General features: G+C 31.4%; 18 protein-coding genes and 3 tRNA genes. 16 read left to right on the top strand and 5 right to left on the bottom strand.

Annotated elements, in window-relative coordinates:
• Positions 1-189: 189 nt before the first annotated feature.
• The 7 genes from HMPREF2864_RS11405 to HMPREF2864_RS11435 all read left to right on the top strand — a co-directional run bounded on the left by HMPREF2864_RS11405 (position 190) and on the right by HMPREF2864_RS11435 (position 9,004).
• Positions 190-654, top strand: coding sequence for an XRE family transcriptional regulator XdrA (locus HMPREF2864_RS11405; protein ID WP_002458764.1), 465 nt, complete (start codon positions 190-192; stop codon positions 652-654).
• Positions 655-867: 213 nt separating this feature from the next.
• Positions 868-1,986: a DUF445 domain-containing protein gene (locus tag HMPREF2864_RS11410; RefSeq protein ID WP_070545776.1), complete on the top strand. Its 1,119-nt coding sequence runs from the start codon at positions 868-870 to the stop codon at positions 1,984-1,986.
• Between the two features lie 65 nt (positions 1,987-2,051).
• On the top strand, positions 2,052-2,396 hold the full coding sequence (locus tag HMPREF2864_RS11415) for a YlbF/YmcA family competence regulator (RefSeq protein ID WP_002458766.1): 345 nt from the start codon (positions 2,052-2,054) through the stop codon (positions 2,394-2,396).
• Positions 2,397-2,574: 178 nt separating this feature from the next.
• Positions 2,575-3,771, top strand: coding sequence for a metallophosphoesterase family protein (locus HMPREF2864_RS11420; protein ID WP_037542873.1), 1,197 nt, complete (start codon positions 2,575-2,577; stop codon positions 3,769-3,771).
• Positions 3,761-6,694: an AAA family ATPase gene (locus HMPREF2864_RS11425; protein ID WP_070545772.1), complete on the top strand. Its 2,934-nt coding sequence runs from the start codon at positions 3,761-3,763 to the stop codon at positions 6,692-6,694. The genes HMPREF2864_RS11420 and HMPREF2864_RS11425 overlap by 11 nt, the downstream gene beginning before the upstream one ends.
• On the top strand, positions 6,694-7,632 hold the full coding sequence (gene yhaM / locus HMPREF2864_RS11430) for a 3'-5' exoribonuclease YhaM (protein WP_002458769.1): 939 nt from the start codon (positions 6,694-6,696) through the stop codon (positions 7,630-7,632). Before HMPREF2864_RS11425 ends, yhaM begins: the two co-directional genes overlap by 1 nt.
• Before the next feature lie 295 nt (positions 7,633-7,927).
• On the top strand, positions 7,928-9,004 hold the full coding sequence (locus tag HMPREF2864_RS11435) for an amidohydrolase family protein (RefSeq protein WP_002458770.1): 1,077 nt from the start codon (positions 7,928-7,930) through the stop codon (positions 9,002-9,004).
• Between the two features lie 465 nt (positions 9,005-9,469).
• On the opposite strand, the gene HMPREF2864_RS11445 is transcribed toward HMPREF2864_RS11435, so the two are convergent.
• The 4 genes from HMPREF2864_RS11445 to HMPREF2864_RS11460 form a co-directional block, all read right to left on the bottom strand.
• On the bottom strand, positions 9,470-10,450 hold the full coding sequence (locus tag HMPREF2864_RS11445) for a peptidylprolyl isomerase PrsA (protein WP_070545766.1): 981 nt from the start codon (positions 10,448-10,450) through the stop codon (positions 9,470-9,472).
• Positions 10,451-10,769: 319 nt separating this feature from the next.
• Positions 10,770-11,327: a DUF3267 domain-containing protein gene (locus tag HMPREF2864_RS11450; protein ID WP_002477987.1), complete on the bottom strand. Its 558-nt coding sequence runs from the start codon at positions 11,325-11,327 to the stop codon at positions 10,770-10,772.
• A 324-nt stretch (positions 11,328-11,651) separates the two neighbouring features.
• Positions 11,652-12,026, bottom strand: a complete 375-nt coding sequence (locus tag HMPREF2864_RS11455; protein WP_002458774.1) for a YtxH domain-containing protein — start codon at positions 12,024-12,026, stop codon at positions 11,652-11,654.
• Between the two features lie 72 nt (positions 12,027-12,098).
• On the bottom strand, positions 12,099-12,521 hold the full coding sequence (locus HMPREF2864_RS11460; protein ID WP_002492637.1) for an HIT family protein: 423 nt from the start codon (positions 12,519-12,521) through the stop codon (positions 12,099-12,101).
• A 131-nt stretch (positions 12,522-12,652) separates the two neighbouring features.
• Between HMPREF2864_RS11460 and HMPREF2864_RS11465 the strand changes: the two genes are divergently transcribed.
• Entirely contained in the window at positions 12,653-13,390 is a 738-nt protein-coding gene (locus HMPREF2864_RS11465; protein WP_002477990.1) for an ABC transporter ATP-binding protein EcsA, read from the top strand.
• A complete protein-coding gene (locus tag HMPREF2864_RS11470; RefSeq protein ID WP_070545761.1) occupies positions 13,387-14,613 on the top strand; it encodes an ABC transporter permease EcsB in 1,227 nt (408 codons plus the stop codon). Before HMPREF2864_RS11465 ends, HMPREF2864_RS11470 begins: the two co-directional genes overlap by 4 nt.
• A gap of 62 nt (positions 14,614-14,675) precedes the next feature.
• On the opposite strand, the gene HMPREF2864_RS11475 is transcribed toward HMPREF2864_RS11470, so the two are convergent.
• Positions 14,676-15,176 carry a hypothetical protein gene (locus tag HMPREF2864_RS11475; RefSeq protein WP_002458778.1) on the bottom strand — a complete coding sequence of 167 codons (501 nt, stop codon included), beginning with the start codon at positions 15,174-15,176 and terminating at the stop codon, positions 14,676-14,678.
• A gap of 207 nt (positions 15,177-15,383) precedes the next feature.
• Here HMPREF2864_RS11475 and hemE point away from each other — a divergent pair, with 207 nt between their 5' ends.
• From hemE to HMPREF2864_RS11510, 7 genes are all read left to right on the top strand, one after another.
• Positions 15,384-16,418, top strand: coding sequence for a uroporphyrinogen decarboxylase (hemE, locus tag HMPREF2864_RS11480; RefSeq protein ID WP_002458779.1), 1,035 nt, complete (start codon positions 15,384-15,386; stop codon positions 16,416-16,418).
• Between the two features lie 27 nt (positions 16,419-16,445).
• On the top strand, positions 16,446-17,369 hold the full coding sequence (gene hemH, locus HMPREF2864_RS11485) for a ferrochelatase (RefSeq protein ID WP_070572237.1): 924 nt from the start codon (positions 16,446-16,448) through the stop codon (positions 17,367-17,369).
• Between the two features lie 18 nt (positions 17,370-17,387).
• The gene (hemY, locus tag HMPREF2864_RS11490; protein WP_070545758.1) at positions 17,388-18,785 is read left to right on the top strand and encodes a protoporphyrinogen oxidase; all 1,398 of its coding nucleotides are present in this window, start codon (positions 17,388-17,390) and stop codon (positions 18,783-18,785) included.
• A gap of 92 nt (positions 18,786-18,877) precedes the next feature.
• Positions 18,878-19,432, top strand: coding sequence for an RBBP9/YdeN family alpha/beta hydrolase (locus HMPREF2864_RS11495; RefSeq protein ID WP_002458782.1), 555 nt, complete (start codon positions 18,878-18,880; stop codon positions 19,430-19,432).
• 348 nt (positions 19,433-19,780) lie between these two features.
• Positions 19,781-19,854 (top strand) — tRNA-Met (locus HMPREF2864_RS11500).
• Positions 19,855-19,864: 10 nt separating this feature from the next.
• Positions 19,865-19,940 (top strand) — tRNA-Asp (locus HMPREF2864_RS11505).
• A gap of 14 nt (positions 19,941-19,954) precedes the next feature.
• A tRNA-Phe gene (locus HMPREF2864_RS11510) sits at positions 19,955-20,027 on the top strand.
• Positions 20,028-20,029: the final 2 nt, after the last annotated feature.

A 20,029-nucleotide genomic window follows, 5' to 3' on the forward strand; every position in this document is an offset into this window, starting at 1 on the left:
AATCAAAGTGTTGGATTATTTAGATAATTTTGTCTTTATAAAAAAAGTCAGTAAAGTAAAATTCACTCTTTTAATTTTGCGAAAAATATATTAAGATGTAATTTGTGTTTCAAGAAATGTGTATTATTGCAATTTCTTGTGTCCGGAAAAAATTATAGAAGATTCCCTAACAGAAAGGTAGATAATATAATGGATAGACAGAGTTTTACAGATTTAATTCAAACAAAATTTAAAATGGTTAGAATAGAAGCCGGTTATACTCAAGATACAATGGCTCAAACCATTGGACTTTCAAAAAAGACATTAGTTCAAATTGAAAAAGAACGTGTTTTACCAAATTGGACGACATGTGTATCAATTTGTGCACTATTTAGAAATTCAGATGTCTTAAATAGTACATTTGGTTGTGATCCTTTAGAAATTGTACAAACAATTTCACGTAATCATTGTGCATATCCTAACCACGAAACAACAAGTGATATCTACTGGAATACATTAGAATCACGCTATGGTTACATATTACAAGGCAATAAAGTTAGCGATATTTATCGCGTATTAAACCCAGATAAACAGCCTATTTTTGGGACTTCTAAGTTGAGAGAAGCAGAAACATATTTTACTCGTAATGCAAAAGACGAATTACTACATGTTTAATAACAACATTTGAGTGACAAGAGAATCGATAATGGATTAAGTCATTCAAACCATTAGATTAAAGCACTTAATTGGAATGGATATGTGAGGGTAAGACAAGTTATTCGAGTCTTATCCTCATTTTAATTTTTGTTATAGTGTCATCTCATAGCATTAGAATGCTAGTATGATATAATGCGGTACAAAATGATAAGACAATAGGAGTATATGTTTATGCATGCTTTTTTAATTATTTTATTTATGGTTGTCATTGGTGCGATTATTGGAGGTATAACCAATATAATTGCTATTCGAATGTTATTCCACCCTTATCGACCTCACTATTTCTTGAAAATTCGTATTCCATTTACACCCGGCTTAATTCCTAAAAGGCGCGGTGAAATTGCAACTAAAATAGGTCAAGTTATAGAAGAACACCTTTTAACCGAAAAACTTATCCGTCAAAAACTAATGCAACCTGAAACTAAACAATCCATTCAAGATATGATTCAACATCAGATTAGTCGATTACGCAAAGATCGAGTTACATTGCAACAGGTAGCTCAAAAATTAAACTTTGATATGGAACATTTTGTTATAAGTAAAATGCCTTCTGAAGTCGAGAAACTATTTATTCAGTTTTATAAGGACCACAAACAGAAAACGATTGAAGATATACTGCCTAAGAGCATGATGGATTTAGCAGAAGATAAAATAGATACATTAGAAGCATTGCTGATTGATAGAGTGCATCGTTATTTAACATCGACACGCGGGAGAAACGATATTGAAGACATGTTAGATACTTTCTTTTTAGAAAAAGGAAAAATTATTGGACTATTACAAATGTTTATGACAAAGGAAAGTATTGCCGAACGTATTCAGCATGAATTAATTCGCCTAACTCATCACCCTAAGGCAAATGCCATATTGAAGAATATTATCCGTAACGAATATACTACTTTTAAAGGGAAAAAGTTAAATGAAATCGTCTCAATGGAACAAGTAAGACAAATAGCTACATCGTGTGCAGAAATGGCTGCTGTTTCAAATAAAGTCAATATACCACTAAGTGATTTAGCACCTAAATTATTCAACTATCTAGAACAGCATATTGCTAAACAACTGACACAGGTCGCTATACAATTTCTATCTACTGAATTAGCTACTATTATGAAAAAGTTTAATTTAAGAGCAGTAATTGAAGAACAAATTAATACGTTTGATTTAGATTATATAGAACGTTTAATAATTGATATTGCTAAAAAAGAATTAAATTTAATAATGTCATTAGGCTTTTTATTAGGCGGCATTATAGGGCTACTACAAGGTATAGTCGCAATCTTTGTGTAAGCAATCAGTTTATGTTAAAGTATTAAAGAGTTGTTAATAAATTTTAGAAGGAGTGTCAATACAACATGGCAGTAAATTTATATGATTATGCAAACCAATTAGAACAAGCATTAAGAGATAGTGATGAATATAAAGCAATCAAAGATGCTTTTTCTAAAGTAAAAGCTAATGAAGATTCAAAAAAATTATTTGATGAATTCCGTGAAACACAAATGAGTTTCCAACAAAAACAAATGCAAGGTGAAGAAATTCCAGAAGAAGACTTGCAAAAAGCCCAAGAACAAGCTCAAGAAATTGAAAAAGATGAAAATATTTCTGAGTTAATGGCAGCAGAACAAAAAATGAGTCAAGTATTCCAAGAAATCAATCAAATTATTGTTAAACCATTAGATGAGATTTACGCTGACTAATTTAATTTTATAAAACATGTGATTTAAAACTTCTCGAAGATAATACAAACTTCGAGAAGTTTTTTTATAGATGATAAGGAAATTATTACTGTTAGCTTGTCTTGCAATCGACTGTCATGTTCAATTTATGATAAAATAAAGTAATACATAACTACCTTAATTAAGGAGATACATGCAAATGATAAAATTTATTCACTGCGCGGATTTGCATCTAGATAGCCCTTTTAAATCAAAGAGCCATTTAAGTTCAAAAATATTTGAGGATGTGCAAAAAAGTGCATATGAAAGTTTCAAAAAAATTGTCGATATTGCTTTAAAAGAAGAAGTTGATTTCGTTCTTATTGCAGGGGATTTGTTTGATAGTAATAATAGAACGTTAAAAGCTGAAGTATTTTTGAGAGAGCAATTTAAGCGTTTAGAACGTGAGCAAATATTTGTATATATTTGTCACGGAAACCATGATCCACTAAGTGCTAATATTACTTCAGAATGGCCAGACAATGTGTCTGTATTTTCTAATAAAGTTGAAACTTATCAAGCGATTACAAAAGATGGTGAAACGGTTTATTTACATGGATTCAGTTATCAAAATAATGAAAGTTATGAAAATAAAATCGATGATTATCCTTCAAGTCTAGGAAAGGATGGCATACACATTGGTATTTTACATGGGACTTACAGTAAAACAGCAACCAATGATCGATATACCGAATTTATTTTAGAGAATTTAAAAGAAAAACTCTATCATTATTGGGCACTAGGTCATATTCACGAAAGACAACAATTGAGTGACATGCCTCAAATTTACTATGCTGGTAACATACAAGGTCGACATTTTAATGAACAGGGACAGAAAGGATGTTTACTTGTAGAAGGTGATCATTTAAAACTGACAACACGCTTCATACCAACACAATTTATTCGTTTTGATGAAGCTACAATTACGACGAAACAATTTTCAAAACAAGGGATTTTTGATGTTATTCAAAAATTTAAAGAGGATGTTAGATCTAAAGGTAAAGCATTTTATCGTTTAACTATAAACATAGATAGTGATATCACGTTATCATCCCAAGATATAGTACAAATTAAAGAAATGGTACAAGACTATGAGGAAAATGAAACAAACTTTGTTATGGTTGAAGATTTGAATTTTAATTATCTCCAAAATGATGACACCCCATTAATTAAAGAATTTTCTAGCGATTTATTAAAAGATAGTACAATTTATGAAGATGCAATGAGCGATTTATATTTGAATGCTAAAACATCTAAATATTTGGATGATTATACTGGATTTAATAAAGAAGATTTAGTAAATCGTGCTGAAGATATACTAAAAGCAGAGATGAGAGGTGACAATCTTGATAATTAAATCATTAGAAATATATGGATACGGACAATTTGTACACCGTAAGATTGAATTTAATCGAGCATTTACTGAAATATATGGTGAGAATGAAGCGGGTAAATCAACGATTCAAGCATTTATACATTCGATATTATTTGGTTTTCCTACTAAAAAAGAAAAGGAACCCCGTTTAGAGCCACGATTAGGCAACCAATATGGTGGTAAATTGACATTAATTTTAGATGATAATTCTACAATTGAAGTTGAACGAGTTAAGGGACGCGCTCAGGGTGATGTGAAAGTATTTTTAGAAAATGGAACTATTAAAGATGAAGCGTGGCTCAATGCAAAGCTTAATCATATTAATAAAAAAACATACCAAGGTATTTTCTCATTTGACGTTTTAGGACTTCAAGATATTCATCGTAATTTAAATGAGACACAACTACAAAGTTATTTATTAGAAGCTGGTGCGCTCGGCTCGACAGAATTTGGTCATATGGGTGAGGTTATCAGTCAAAAGAAAGAAGAATTATATAAAAAATCGGGAAAAAATCCAATTTTAAATCAGCAATTGGCACAATTAAAAGGGTTGGAAGCTCAAATTCGAGATGAAGAAGCAAAACTTACTGATTACCATCGCTATGTTGATGATAAAGATAAGTCGTCACGTCATCTTGCACACTTAAAAGACAATTTAAGTCAGCTTTCTTCGATGCATGCTGCGAAACAAAAAGAAGTGGCTCTACATGAACAAACACAAGAATGGAAAGAGTTAGAAGGCAAATTAAATATCGAGCCGCTTACTTTCCCAGAACAAGGTATTGATAGATATGAAGCAGCTAAAGGATATAAGCAAACATTAGAACAAGAGATTGGCTTAAAGGAAGAAGCCCTAAAGCAACTTACTAAAGAGAATAAACAATTGTCAGTGCCGAATGACGATACAATAGAACAATTTAAGCAGATATATAGAGAAGAAAGCGATATTAAGCAAAGTGAAATTGAACTGAATGCACGTGCTAAAGAAATATCAGAAAAACAACATGCGCAGCAAGAACATAAGACAAGTGTTGGATGGCAAGAAATTCATCATGATACGGATACCTCTGAAGCGGCTAAGAGCTATGCTAGCTATTTAATCAAAGCACGTCAGGAAGAACAAATACAGCAACAACATTTAACGCGTCTAATAGATGAAAATACAATAGAGCAAACTGCATTAGTGAAAGAGATTGAGGCTTTAGAGCAAGATTTAATTTCTGAAGATGCACTTGCAAAGAAAAAACAATATAATCAACAAAAGTTAGAACTCAATGAAAAAGAAAATTTGTATCAAAAATTAAAGGATACTTTTGAAACTGAAAAAGCCAATAAAATCAAGCGTCAACAGTGGTTAAGATTTAGCTTTGTATTATTGGCAATTGTTGGTATAGCCTTAGCAGTATTTTCATTTATGACACAGAATATGATATTTACTGTAGTATTTGCAGTATTAACGCTTATTTTTATCGTGGGTATATTTTTAGCGAAGGCCAAAACGGTTGATTATAGTGAAACTATTGGTATTGAGATTCAAGATTTAGAGCAGCAATTAAACTATTTAGAAAATGATTACGATTTAGATTTCGATCTAGAAGAACAATATCAACTGCGTGACCAATGGCAAAACGCATTAAAAAATAAAACAATCATTGATGAAAAAATGAAACATCAGCAAGATAAACTTTTAAGTTCGCATCAACAATTAGATCGTCATGAACACGATATTAACGAAGTTAAACAATCATTGTTCTTACCAACTAAAATGTCAGATGACTTATTATTAGATAGTATTAAAACAATAAATACTATTAAATCAGACGATAAATTACTTCAGACATTACAACAAGATTATAATCATTTGAATGATAAGATTACTTCGTTTTATGAACAAGCTAAGAGCACGGTGCAACCAGAAATCGAACGCTTTAATCGTTCTTCATTCTTTGATGATTTAAAAGATTGGATTTCAACTTCAGAATCAAATCGTCAACGTAAAGCAGAATTAAATAAACAAATAACACTGTTAAATAATGAATTAACACAACTTCATGCAAATTTAGCAGAAAATACGGCAACGATTGATACATTATTTAATTTTATAGGTGTCAATGATGAAGAAAGTTATTATGCACACCATAAGGCATATCAAACTTATCAACAAAATTTAGCAAGATTCAATGATTTAACAAAATATCTTGAAAATCAAAATTACTCATATGAAGATAGTTCAGCTTTAAGCAAAAAAACAACGGCACAACTAGATAAAGAAGATCAAGTGTTAGCAAAACAAGTAGATGATTATAACGAACAATTTCTTGCCAAACAGCAGGAAGTTAGTGATTTAACTGCTCAAATTAAGCATATGGAAACAGATAGTACGCTGTCAGATTTACGTCATGAATATCATAGCTTAAAAAATCAAATGAATGAAATTGCCAAGGATTGGGCAAGCCTAAGCTATTTACAAGCTTTGGTAAATGAACATATTAAGCAAATTAAAGACAAACGCTTACCTCAAGTAATAAAAGAGGCTACAAATATTTTTAATAAATTAACCAATTCGGCATACGTACAAATTACCTATGCAGATGACAAGATTATGGTTAAACACCATAACGGTCAAGTATTTGAACCTATGGAGTTAAGCCAATCAACAAAAGAAATACTATATATTTCATTACGCCTTAGTTTGATAAAAGTTTTAAAGCCATATTATCATTTGCCAATTATTGTGGATGATGCATTTGTACATTTTGATAAAAAAAGAAAACGTATAATGCTGAATTATTTAAGAGATTTAGCAGAAAATCATCAAGTTCTTTACTTCACTTGTACCAAAGATCAAATTGTGCCATCTAAAGAAATGCTTGTGTTGAACAAACTGGAGGAAGGCGATAAATAATGAGAAATGTAGAAAATTTAAATCCGGGGGACTCTGTTAATCATTTTTTTCTTATTCATAGAGCGACACAAGGTGTGACAGCTCAAGGTAAGGATTATATGACCTTATTTCTACAAGATAAGAGTGGCGATATTGAAGCGAAACTTTGGACGGTAACTAAAGATGATATGCAATTACTTAAGCCTGAAGAAATTATTAAAGTCAAAGGCGATGTGATTAATTACCGTGGGCGTAAACAAATGAAAGTAAACCAATTTCGTTTAGCAACAGCAGAGGATGGTTTGAAAACACAAGATTTTGTTGATGGTGCACCGATGACACCAGATGAAATTAAAGAAGAAATTTCACATTTTATGTTAGATATTGAAAATGCAAACCTACAACGTATTACGCGATATTTAATCAAAAAATATCAAGATCAGTTTTTCACATTTCCAGCCGCGAGCTCACATCATCATAATTTCGCTAGTGGCTTGAGTTATCATGTCTTAACCATGTTGCGCATTGCTAAAGAGATTTGTGATATTTATTCATTACTTAATCGTAGCTTATTATATAGTGCAATTATTTTACATGATATAGGTAAGGTAAGAGAACTAAGTGGTCCAGTAGCAACAACTTACACGATTGAAGGGAATTTATTAGGCCATATTTCTATAGCAAGTGATGAAGTGGCTGAGGCTGCGAGAGAACTCGGTATCGATGGCGAAGAAGTAATGTTATTAAGACATATGATTTTAGCACATCACGGCAAAATGGAATTTGGTTCACCAAAATTACCACATTTAAAAGAAGCAGAAATCTTATTCTTTATTGATAATATTGATGCTAAAATGAATATGTTTGAAAAAGCATTTAAGAAAACTGATAAAGGTCAGTTTACGGAACGTATTTTTGGACTTGAAAATAGACAATTTTATAATCCAGAATCACTGTAATTAATTTTTTAACCAAGCTCTACATTTTGTAATGATTTTTTTAATTATTACATGGTGTAAAAAGCTTGGTTTTTTAATTACATTAAATACACATATCCGATAGTTGATTGTTTATTAAATTACATATAAACAACAAAACTTATTAATATGTTTATTTAAAAGGAAAATAGACAAAATATGACAAGACATTAATTTATATTTGTGCTATTTTAGGTTTGAAATAGCGCTATCTAAGAAATTCATCGCTGTGTTTTAATGATAAATTCATAAGATTTATAGAAAGAAGGAAATGTTTATGAATGAAAGTGAAAAAATAATTGATATTCATCATCATATTATTCCTCCACTGTATAAAAAGTCACTCAAGAAAATTGGTATAACAATGTCTGGTGGGTATCCAATAAAAGATTGGACTCCTCAGGATAGTCTTGACATGATGGATAAATTGCATATCGACATAGCTGTAACTTCAATTTCAGAGCCAGCAACTTTACCATTTTCAAGAAAACAAGCAGCAAAGGTAGCACGTGCAGTTAATGAATATCAAGCAGAATTAAAACAACAATATCCAGATAAATTTAAGAGTTTTGCCCTGATTCCTTTGCCATTTGTTAAAGAGTCAATTAAAGAAATTAAATATGCATTAGATGTCTTAAAATTAGACGGTGTAGGCTTACTATCAAATTACAATGAATCCTTTTTAGGCGATGATTGTTTTGATGATGTAATGCACGTAATCAATGATAGAAAGGGCATAGTATTTGTGCATCCGAGTTCATCACCTAAGCAATTTAAAAAGCCACAATATGTATTTGTCGATTTTCTTGAGGAATTTACATTTAATACCACTAGAGCGGCTACGAATTTGATTTTAAGTGGTACAGTGGAACGCTATTCAAATATTAAATTTATACTTGCCCATTCTGGAGGTACGCTGCCATATATTAATTGGCGTATTAGTGAAGCAGTAAACACCGAAAAATATATTATGGAAGCACCTGCACAACGTTTAAAATCCTTTATAACAAGTAGTAAAAAAGAAATTGTTAAATCGATTCTACAACATCCTATTCAATATGGATATTTGTTTAAAACATATAAGCATGCACTTTCTGGTTGGTCATCATTAACAAAGCCAGCAAATTACTATATTGGTCAATTTTATTATGATACAGCATTATCAACTGGAGAATCGACTTTTGCTAGTTTAAAAGAAGTAACCGATATTTCTCATATTTTATTTGGTTCAGATGCACATTATGCACCGGATAGTTGGATTGCTAAAATGCAAAAAAACATTAGTGAATCTAACTATTTTTCAGAGCAAGATAAGGTGAATATCTTCAATGTAAATAGCTCTCGCATACTTTAAAAATAAGATTGTTTCGTATGATTTAATAAACCTCGCTAAAATATGATGATGAGTTCGCTTATGTATAAGAATAAAAATAAGATTTACGTATCTGCCAATGAGAATTTTAACTTAAATTCAGCAAGACATGACAAAAATGTTATTAAATCAAATATTAGTTTTAGACATGCTCGAAGTCAAACAAGCGTTAATATTTGTCCACATGGCATTAAATATAGGAAAATGGTAGCTTATTCAATTGGCAAAATCATTTCGTTTAAAGAAAAAAAGGGCGGAACAGAATTCATTTTGAATTCGTTGTTCCGCCTCGGCAAGGTTGACTAGAATTGAAAAAAGCTTAGTATAATCGTATTTTCAATCTAGTCAACTAATATTTAGTTCATAGCTTGAAACATAATGATGTCCTGTACGCTTTATTAATGTAGTTAGAGAACTTTATCTCTCAACTTATTAAGACATACCCAATTATTGTAATCCTGCAGCACTGCCGCCTGATTGAGCTTGTTGTTGTTGCTTGATTTTATCTGGGTTTAAAATTTGATCCTCAACTACTTTTTTAAGATCTCGATCTTTATAATCAACTTTGTATTGATCTAGTAAATCTTTATAAGCATCTGTTAATAACTTAGGATTTTTTTGAACTTTTTGTTCTATCATTTTTTCTTTTATATTAGCTTTCTCACTATTGAAATCTGAATTGAAATCTGATTCTTTATCCGCTTTAATAATATGATAGCCATAATCAGTTTTGATAACTTTAGAAACTTTTCCTTCTTTTAAGTCAAATAATGCTTTTTCGAATTCATCAACCATTTGACCTTTAATGACATATCCTAGAGAACCATCTTTTTTGGCACTTGAAGAATCCATTGATTCTTTTTTCGCAATTTCACCGAATTTACTTGGATCCTTTTCAACTTGCTTTTGAATTTCTTCAGCTTTTTCTTTTGCTTTTTTATCAGATAAGCCTTCTTTATCACTATCTTTAGATTTAACTTTTATTAAAATGTGAGATGCTTTTTTAGAATTGTCTTTTACATCTTTATCAGAAACTTTAATTTTATCTGCAAGTAATTGTTTTTGATAGGCAGCTAATTTTTTCTGTTGTTTATAATCATCTAGTGACATTCCTTGTTGCTTTAATGTACTTTCAAATTGATCTTTACCACCATATTTTTTTTGTTCTTGTTTAATTTCATCGTCTATATCTTTTGTATCAACTTTATCTTTATATTTATCTTCTAATATTTTATTTAACATTATACTAAATGAAGTGTTAGCGATTTGTTCATTACCAATTTTTTTCATAACGTCAGCAACTTTGACGTCACCAGCTTTTGATGACATGAGGGTGTTGTCTTTTGAGTCTGCAGCATTTGAACCACAAGCACCAAGTAATAATGCACTTGCAGTTACTGGAATAATAATTCTATTCATAATCTTCATAGTCGAATTCTCCTTTGGTTAATATAACAAAGTTAATATAACACACTTTTTAAGCAGGACCAATTAACTTTGTGCCAGATAGGACCAAAGTACTAGGTGTATATTGACTACATTATTAATTTTTATGCGGTTATTAAAATGATGTAAGGGTGCGAAATATACTTTAGAATGATAGGTAAGCTCAATACAAAAAGAAGGAAGTATGATTTCTAGAAAAAAGCCAGTAAATGCGTTTTTATAACTTCATTTACCGGCTTCTTTAGCGACTATACTTTGTATCATTGGTTATGCTAATTTATTTGATAGAATTTAAAGTATATTATTTAACATATTTATTAGTAGCTTTAGTTAAAATATTAATCCCAGACTGATGTTCTTCAATATAATTGCCATAATTTGAAAATAAAATGAGTTTTAAATATAAAAAATCAGTAATGGAATAACCAAAATTTAAAGCAATTAAAAAAACAAAATAGTGACCAAATTCAGGGTGACTCATAATTAATCGAATAAAAATACCAGTTATGATAATAAAAGGTAATAATAAATTTAAACAAAAATAATATTTATTAATGGGTTGACTAACATATATATTGAAAAAAGGTAACCATCTGGATTTAGAAAGTTGATGGATTTTAAATGATTTGTAGTACGATATAAAAAACAGTAAATGAATACATTTATGAATAGGGTATAATGCAATAACAGCACATAACAATATTGGAAAATAATGATCGGAAAGAGGCGTATTAGAGAAATAATACATAATTTCATAACAAATTAAAAACATGATAATGGTAGAGACAAAGCTTAAAAATGCAATTCTTGGTAATCCAAATCTTGAATGAATATCTATTTGTCTCTTACATAAAAACATTAGTCTGCCTCCTTTATCATATGTCATGTATTATCTATCTAAAGTTAGGCTTAGTCAAGTAGTAGTGTAGTGAAATGGAGTATAAATTAAATGACACTTAATTAGTGATTTAAATTCGAAATTCAGTTTGTAAATAATTGAAATAAAAAGGGAGCGGGACAGAATTCATAATGAATTCGTAGTCCCGCCCCGGCAAGGTTGACTAGGATTGAAAAAAGCTAGGTATTAGCGTATTCTCAATCCAGTCAACTAATGCCAATATAGAACTCAGAGCCTAAAATATAATTATGTTCCAAACGCGTATAAATTAAACATAACTATTTATTAATTTTTATCACTTGATAATTCTTCGCTTATTTGTTGACCGCGATTTTGTAAATTTTCAATATGCGATTGTAACTGTTCAATATTTGGATTAATATCTGCTTTAAAGTTACCAATTAAAGATTTAATTTCATCACCAATTGAAGAAGCATAAGCAGTGCTTTCATTTTTTATTTGCTTCGTATAGTCTATCACATTGTAGACATTATGCTTTAAATTTTCAATTTCACGTTCCAACTCTGAATTTGTACCTGTAGGCTCTTTCGCATCAATCGTTGCATTTTTTACGCTTTGATTGTCACGGTTGAGAAATGTAACAGCTACGCCGGCAGCTATTCCAACACCTAGGCCAAATATTATACGTGTTGCTTTCATAAAATATGTCTCCTCGCTTTTTAATGAATTACTTAGTTTATACCCTGGAAGTCCGTGATGTATGCACTAACGTTAAAATTGAGACTGAATTTGCTTTGCAATATCTTCTTTAGCACGATCATCGATGAGGTCTTCATGAGTTTCCCAATGATAGCCGAAGCCATCGACATCATCTTTATATCTTGGTAATAGGTGGAAATGCAGATGAAAGACAGATTGGTCAGCAAACGCTCCATTATTTTGAATGATATTTAAACCATCAGGATTAAAAGCTTTCTTGATAGCATTTGCTACTTTAGGTAAGGCAACACCAATATGTTGCATTGTTTCAGCATCAGTTTCAAAAATATTAGCAGAAGCCTTTTTAGGAATGAGTAGCGTATGTCCCTTAGTTACTTGTGAAATATCTAAAAATGCATATACATAGTCATCTTCATAAACTTTATAGCTCGGAATATCTCCAGATAAAATTTTACTAAAAATTGTTTCTGACATTAAAATCCACTCCTTTAGTCGTACATTTGTTAATATTATATCATTCCTATCAAAATTTTTCGTCTTTAACATAGTTGTAATTTTAGGCTAGAATGATGATTTTTGGTACAATAGTTGCGTGGAGGTGCGATATGACAGTTAAAGTAGAGCATTTAACAGGTGGTTATGGAAAACGGCCTGTCATTTCAGATATAACTTTTGAATTGCAAAAAGGAGAAATTGTAGGTTTAATTGGCTTAAATGGTGCTGGTAAAAGTACTACGATTAAACACATGCTTGGTTTACTAACACCAATGCAAGGCGCATTATCAATTTCAAATACAAATATAAATGATGATATTGAATCATATAGACAAAAATTATCCTATATTCCTGAATCGCCCATTATTTATGAGGAATTAACTTTAAAAGAACATATTGAAATGACTGCAATGGCTTATGGCATATCGAATGAAGAAGCAATGAGACGTGCAGAACCATTATTAAAGTCATTCCGTCTTGAAAAAGAGTTAGACATTTTCCCTAGTCATTTTTCTAAAGGTATGAAGCAAAAAGTTATGATAATATGCGCTTTTATTGTTGATCCAGAATTATATATTATTGATGAACCATTTTTAGGTTTGGATCCTTTAGGTATTCAGTCTATGCTTGATTTGATGGTAGAAAAGAAAAAAGAAAATCGTACCGTGTTAATGAGTACGCATATATTAGCAACAGCAGAACGATATTGTGATCGATTTATTATTTTAGATAAAGGCAAAATTGTTGCATTTGGTAATTTAGATGAATTGCGAGAACAAACAGGTCTTCATCATCAAACATTAGATGAGATTTATATCCATGTTACTCAAGGTGGCCAATTAGAATGACCATAAAACCTGAAGTCGCTTTATTTAAACAGAGAAAAATCGCAATTCGCAAGGAAAAAAACTATTATAATAAATTTATATTCAATGGTCACTTTTCAGTTTTTCTATTAATTCTTTTAGGTGCTTTTATCATGGGGTATGGACAATGGTTACGCCATATACCACAACACATAGATTATGCACTGATTACAAGCTTTATTGTTGCTATCACTTCTATTTTTCCAATTCGTACACTATTGAAACAAGCGGATGAATTATTTTTATTACCATTTGAACAGCACATGAAAACATATGTGCGTCTAAGTTTAAATTACAGTTTCTATAATCGTATAGCGTTGCAGTTAATCATTCTAGTGGTACTTTATCCATTATTTTCTAAATTACCACATTTTTCTATTTTAAATTATTTGATTTTTGTAGGAATGGTCTTTTTACATTCTTACTTAGGATTATATATACGCTGGCAATGGTACTTAGGTCAAAAATCATCTTGGTCGATTAACACTCTTTTAGTCATAATTAATATTTTAGGCTATGAACTTGTGTTAGGATTAAATAATTATTTAGGCTTACTTCTTACTCTTTTAATAGTAGTTAGCTATATAGTTTTGAAAAAGCAAAATGCGGTATCTTTATTCCCTTGGGAGAGAATGATTCGTATTGAGCAACGTCATCATACTAATTATTATAAATTTGTTAATATGTTTACTGACGTTAAACATTTAAAAGAGACCGCCGTGCGTCGTAGATATCTTGATCCATTGTTGGTTATACCAAAAGCTACACGTTTCAATGCTAAAAATATGTATTTATTTCTATTTACACGGAGTTTTGTTAGAGGAAAAGATGCATTTAATATTATTTTACGATTAATTATTATCGCATTAATCTTAATGATATGGTTAGCGAATCCTTTTGTTACCATTGTCATCGGTTGCTTATTTATGTATATTACGTTGTTACAAATGTCTCAATTTTATACGCAACAAGCATATGGCTTATGGCCACAAGTATGGCCAGTACCCGATACATTTGTAATCCGAGGATATGAACAGTTTCTTTATCGGTTAATGTTGGTGATTGGTTTGATCTTTTCAATCACCTTTGTGTATCTTTATCCGCAGTTTTTCTTCGGTATCATTGTCTTTTTCCTTGTAGGTTGGCTAACAATACGTAGCACTATTAAAAAATTAAAATACCAAGAAACATTATTAAGAGATTGAAAAAAAGCATTACTAAGTACATGGATAAACGTGATACTTAGCAATGCTTTTTTAATATTTTATTAATCTTTAACTGGATATAAATAACGCTCAAAGTAGCTAGAATGTTGACTACTTGCACCAAAAAATTGGCTTAATGCTGATTTAGAAAAATGTTGTTGAAACAATTCTGATGTTTTAAAATCTTCATACGATTGTCTATCGGCAAAACCAAAGTAAATTTTATAAGTAGTGCCTTCAACTGGCTTTAAAAAGCGATAACTTTTAAATCCTCCAAAAGATGAAAAATCTAATGTTAATTGAGCGAGTTTTTTCTCTAATTGATAAGCATAGTTTTCTGCAGTAGGGATAAAAATAGCAGAATAAAAATGGTTACTATTTAATTCATTATATGCTGTTATTGTCTCATACGTTGTTGGATGTTTTAAAATAGAAGGATTAGAAGACTCTTCGATAATAACTGAATTATCAGCAGTAGAGAATACAAATAATTGACGGTCTTCATTGTTAATTCTGATTTGATTTAGAAAGCCATATGTGCCATAAGTTGTATATATTTTCATGGTCAAAACCTCCTTATTGCCTTTATTATAAGCGTTTTGAGTGTAGATTGCTAGATGAATGAATGTATATACGTTACGTTCAATATTTATAGTGTATGTTAAAAATTGTGCTTTGTCATTTTTATGACATTTAAGCTCAAAAATATGGTAACAAACGACAATATGGTATTATTGAAAAGAATGATTTAAGTATAGGGGGACGTTTAGGTGCATAATAAAAATAATGCAATACTTAATACAATTAAGGGTGAAAAAGCAACACACACACCTGTATGGTTTATGCGCCAAGCTGGTCGTTCTCAACCAGAATATCGCAAATTAAAGGAAAAATATTCATTGTTTGAAATTACACATCAACCAGAACTATGTGCTTATGTTACACATTTACCAGTAGATAATTATCAAACAGATGCAGCTATATTATATAAAGATATCATGACACCGTTAAAGCCTATAGGTGTAGATGTTGAAATTAAGTCAGGTATAGGGCCGGTTATTCATAATCCGATCCAATCGGTTAATGATGTAGACAAATTAACACAGATTGATCCTAAAAGAGATGTTCCATATGTTCTTGATACAATTAAGTTGTTAACTCAAGAAAAATTAAATGTGCCACTGATAGGATTTACTGGGGCACCGTTCACGCTAGCTTCTTATATGATTGAAGGTGGGCCCTCAAAAAATTACACATTTACGAAAGCTATGATGTATCGAGATGAAGCAACTTGGTTTGCGCTAATGAATCATCTTGTATCTATTTCTATAGATTACGTTGTTGCGCAAGTTGAAGCAGGCGCTGAATTGATTCAAATTTTCGATTCATGGGTTGGGGCATTAAATGTACAGGATTATAAATACTACATCAAACCAGCAATGCAGAAATTAATATCTGGAATTAAAGAGAAACATGATGTGCCCATTATACTTTTCGGAGTAGGTGCGAGCCATTTGATTGACGAATGGAATGACTTGCCGATTGATGTTTTAGGTTTAGATTGGAGAATATCTATTATACAAGCTCAGAGCATGGGTATAAGTAAAACATTACAAGGTAATTTAGATCCAGCATTATTATTAGCTCCATGGCCTGTGATTGAAGAAAGACTTAAAAATATTTTGGATCAAGGATTGATGTATGGTAAGCATATTTTCAATTTAGGTCATGGTGTATTTCCAGAAGTAAACCCTGATACATTAAAACGCGTTAGTCAATTTGTTCATGACTACACAAAAAGATAAATATATTCAACAAAGGTAGGTATTAAAATGTCTAAAAAAGTAGGTCTATTGGTAATGGCTTATGGTACACCTAATGATGAAAGTGAAATTGAAGATTATTACACTGATATTCGCCATGGTAAATGCCCAAGTGATGCTGAACTTCAGGATTTAAAAGATAGATATGAATTTATAGGTGGCTTATCACCATTAGCAAAAACAACCAATAAACAAGCTGAAGCAATTAAAGAAGCATTAAATCTGGCATATCAAAATGTTGACTTTGAAGTCTATCTTGGATTAAAACATATATCACCATATATTGAAGAGGCTGTTGAACAAATGCATCAAGATGGGATAACTGAAGCGGTAACAGTCGTATTGGCGCCTCATTATTCTAGTTTTTCAGTAGGATCATATAATCAAAGAACAAAAGAAGAAGCTGATAAATTTAATATTCAATTACATCACGTAGAACATTATTATCAGCAACCTAAATTTTTACAGTATTGGACTGAAAAAATTAATGAAACTTTAGCCAATATTCCAGAAAGCGAACATGATGATACTGTGCTTGTAGTATCTGCACATAGTTTACCTAAAGGACTGATTGAGCGCAATAATGATCCTTATCCTCAAGAATTAACTGATACGATGAATCAATTACAAATACAATCTGCTATTCAACATGTGGCACAAGGGTGGCAATCAGAAGGGAACACGGGTACACCTTGGCTTGGACCAGATGTGCAAGACTTAACACGGGAATTATATGAAGCACATCACTATAAACATTTTATTTACGCACCAGTTGGTTTTGTTTGTGAACATTTAGAAGTTTTATACGATAATGATTACGAATGTAAAGTTGTATGTGATGACATTGGTGCAACATATCATCGTCCGGTAATGCCGAACGTGGATCCATTATTTATTGGTGCCATTGTTGATGAAATTCAATCAATATTTTAAAAGGAAGCGTGAAATGCAGTGAGCAAAAAAATTGCGATAGTTGGAGCGGGAATTACTGGATTATCAAGTGCATATTATTTAAATAAGCAAGACGCCGATTTAGATATCACTGTTTTTGAAGCAGCAAATCGTCCTGGGGGGAAAATTCAAACCTATCGTCAAGATGGTTATACGATTGAGCTGGGTCCTGAATCATATTTAGGACGCAAAACAATAATGACAGATATCGCACATGAAATCGGGCTTGGACAAGACTTAATTACTAACAGAACAGGGAAGTCTTATATTTTTGCCAAGAATAAGTTATACCCAATTCCTGGTGGGGCAATTATGGGGATTCCAACAGATATAAAACCATTTATTAAGACAAAATTAATCTCTCCGTTGGGCAAACTACGTGCAGGTTTAGATTTATTTAAAAAACCAATCATCATGCCAAATAACGATATTTCAGTCGGCCAGTTTTTTAGACAGCGTTTAGGAGATGAAGTACTTGAACATCTTATTGAACCATTAATTGGCGGAATTTATGGTACAGATATAGATCGATTAAGTCTAATGAGTACATTTCCTGAATTTAAAGAGCGGGAAGAACAATATGGCAGTTTAATTAAAGGTATGAAATATGAAAAAGAGCAACGTATCAAGAAAAGAGAATTATATCCTGGATCGCCCAAAGGACAATTTAAACAATTTAGACATGGTTTGAGTTCGTTTATTGAAGCATTGGCTGATTTTATTAAACAAAAAGGCGTAAAAATTGAATACCATACACCTATTAAAGATATTTTAGTGTCACAAAAAAGTTATCAACTTATTACAGAAGAAAATAAAGTTGATTTTGATGCAATTATTGTGACTACACCTCATCAGACCTTCATGAACTGGTTTAGTCATGATCCGGCATTTGATTACTTTAAGCATATGGATGCTACATCAGTAGCTACAATTGTCATGGCCTTTGATGAGTCCAATATTGAAAATACCTATGATGGAACTGGATTTGTAATAGCTAGAACCAGTGACACGCACATTACGGCTTGTACATGGACCTCAAAAAAATGGCCTTTCACTACGCCAGAAGGCAAAGTGTTAATACGTGCTTACATTGGAAAACCTGGTGATACAGTAGTAGCTGACCATACCGATGAAGAGTTAGTGTCAATGGCACGGAAAGATTTGACAAAAATGATGACATTTAAAGGAGAACCAGATTTTACAATTGTTAATCGTTTAGAAAAAAGTATGCCACAGTACCATGTTGGACATATAAAAAATATTCATGAAATTCAATCGCATATTAAACGAACATACCCGAGATTGCGTATTACCGGTGCACCATTTGAAGCAGTAGGACTTCCAGACTGCATATCACAAGCGAAAAAAGCTGCTGATGAAATATATCATGAATTATAAACAAATCTCAACCACTTATAAGAGTAGATCGTGCCCTTTGAGTGGTTTTGATTTACAATAAACCTAATTAATATGAAAGAAGGGGAAATGTTATGACAGATGTTATTATCATCCATTCAATTCATGGAAATGCAAAAAATCATTGGTATGAATGGTTAAAACATAACTTAACTTTAGAAGGTTATTATGTTCAATTGTTTAATTTACATTCATCTGACAATACGAATATTAATAATTGGCTAACTGAAATGAATGCCCAGTTAGAAGTTAGACAAAAAGATACATACTTTGTCACACATGGATTCGGTTCAATCGCTGCATTAAAATATATAGAGCAGCTTGATCAACAAATAGAAGGTTTCTTTAGTATTTCCGGATTTAAAGAAGATGCGCAAGACATTGATGAAAATATCAATTTAGAAGGTATTCATATTGATTACGAAAATGTAAAGTCAAAAGTAGATCACTTTTATGGCTTGACGTCTAAGGATGACAGATATGTTTCATATCAAGAAACAAAAAAACTTATGGATACATTAGGAGGCCATTTAAAAATTGTAGAACACGGTGGTCACTTTTTAGAAGAAGAGGGCTTTACTACATTTACAGCACTTCAAAACAAAATGCAAGGGTATATGACACGATAAATTGTCATAATGTTGGAAGAAGTGACTGTTTTGGTAATGATAAACTAAACGCTTTCTCACGAACTTAATTATACAGTTAGAAAAGTCACTTAGTATCAAAAGTTTCCCTTTTCTAACTGTGGTTTGTTTTTACACAAATTACTTCTGTTAATATATTGACTATTTTTAGGCTACTGTATATACTGATTAAGTACTTGAGAAAAACAGACTATTTTCTCAGTATGTCAAATCATTTTTAACCCTTAATAAAGTAAATGTAAAAATTTGCTAAAATTGATATTGACATCTACTAAGTGAAAATGATACCATATTTAAGTGGTCAAATTAGAGAAATTAATTTTTTATTGCCGCGGGATGGAGCAGTTCGGTAGCTCGTCGGGCTCATAACCCGAAGGTCGGTGGTTCAAATCCGCCTCCCGCAATTATTTATTTGGTCTCGTAGTGTAGCGGTTAACACGCCTGCCTGTCACGCAGGAGATCGCGGGTTCGATTCCCGTCGAGACCGCCATTACTTTTTATTATGGTTCAGTAGCTCAGTTGGTAGAGCAATGGATTGAAGCTCCATGTGTCGGCAGTTCGACTCTGTCCTGAACCATT

Source organism: Staphylococcus sp. HMSC059F04 (assembly GCF_001812565.1).
Classification (GTDB): domain Bacteria; phylum Bacillota; class Bacilli; order Staphylococcales; family Staphylococcaceae; genus Staphylococcus; species Staphylococcus lugdunensis.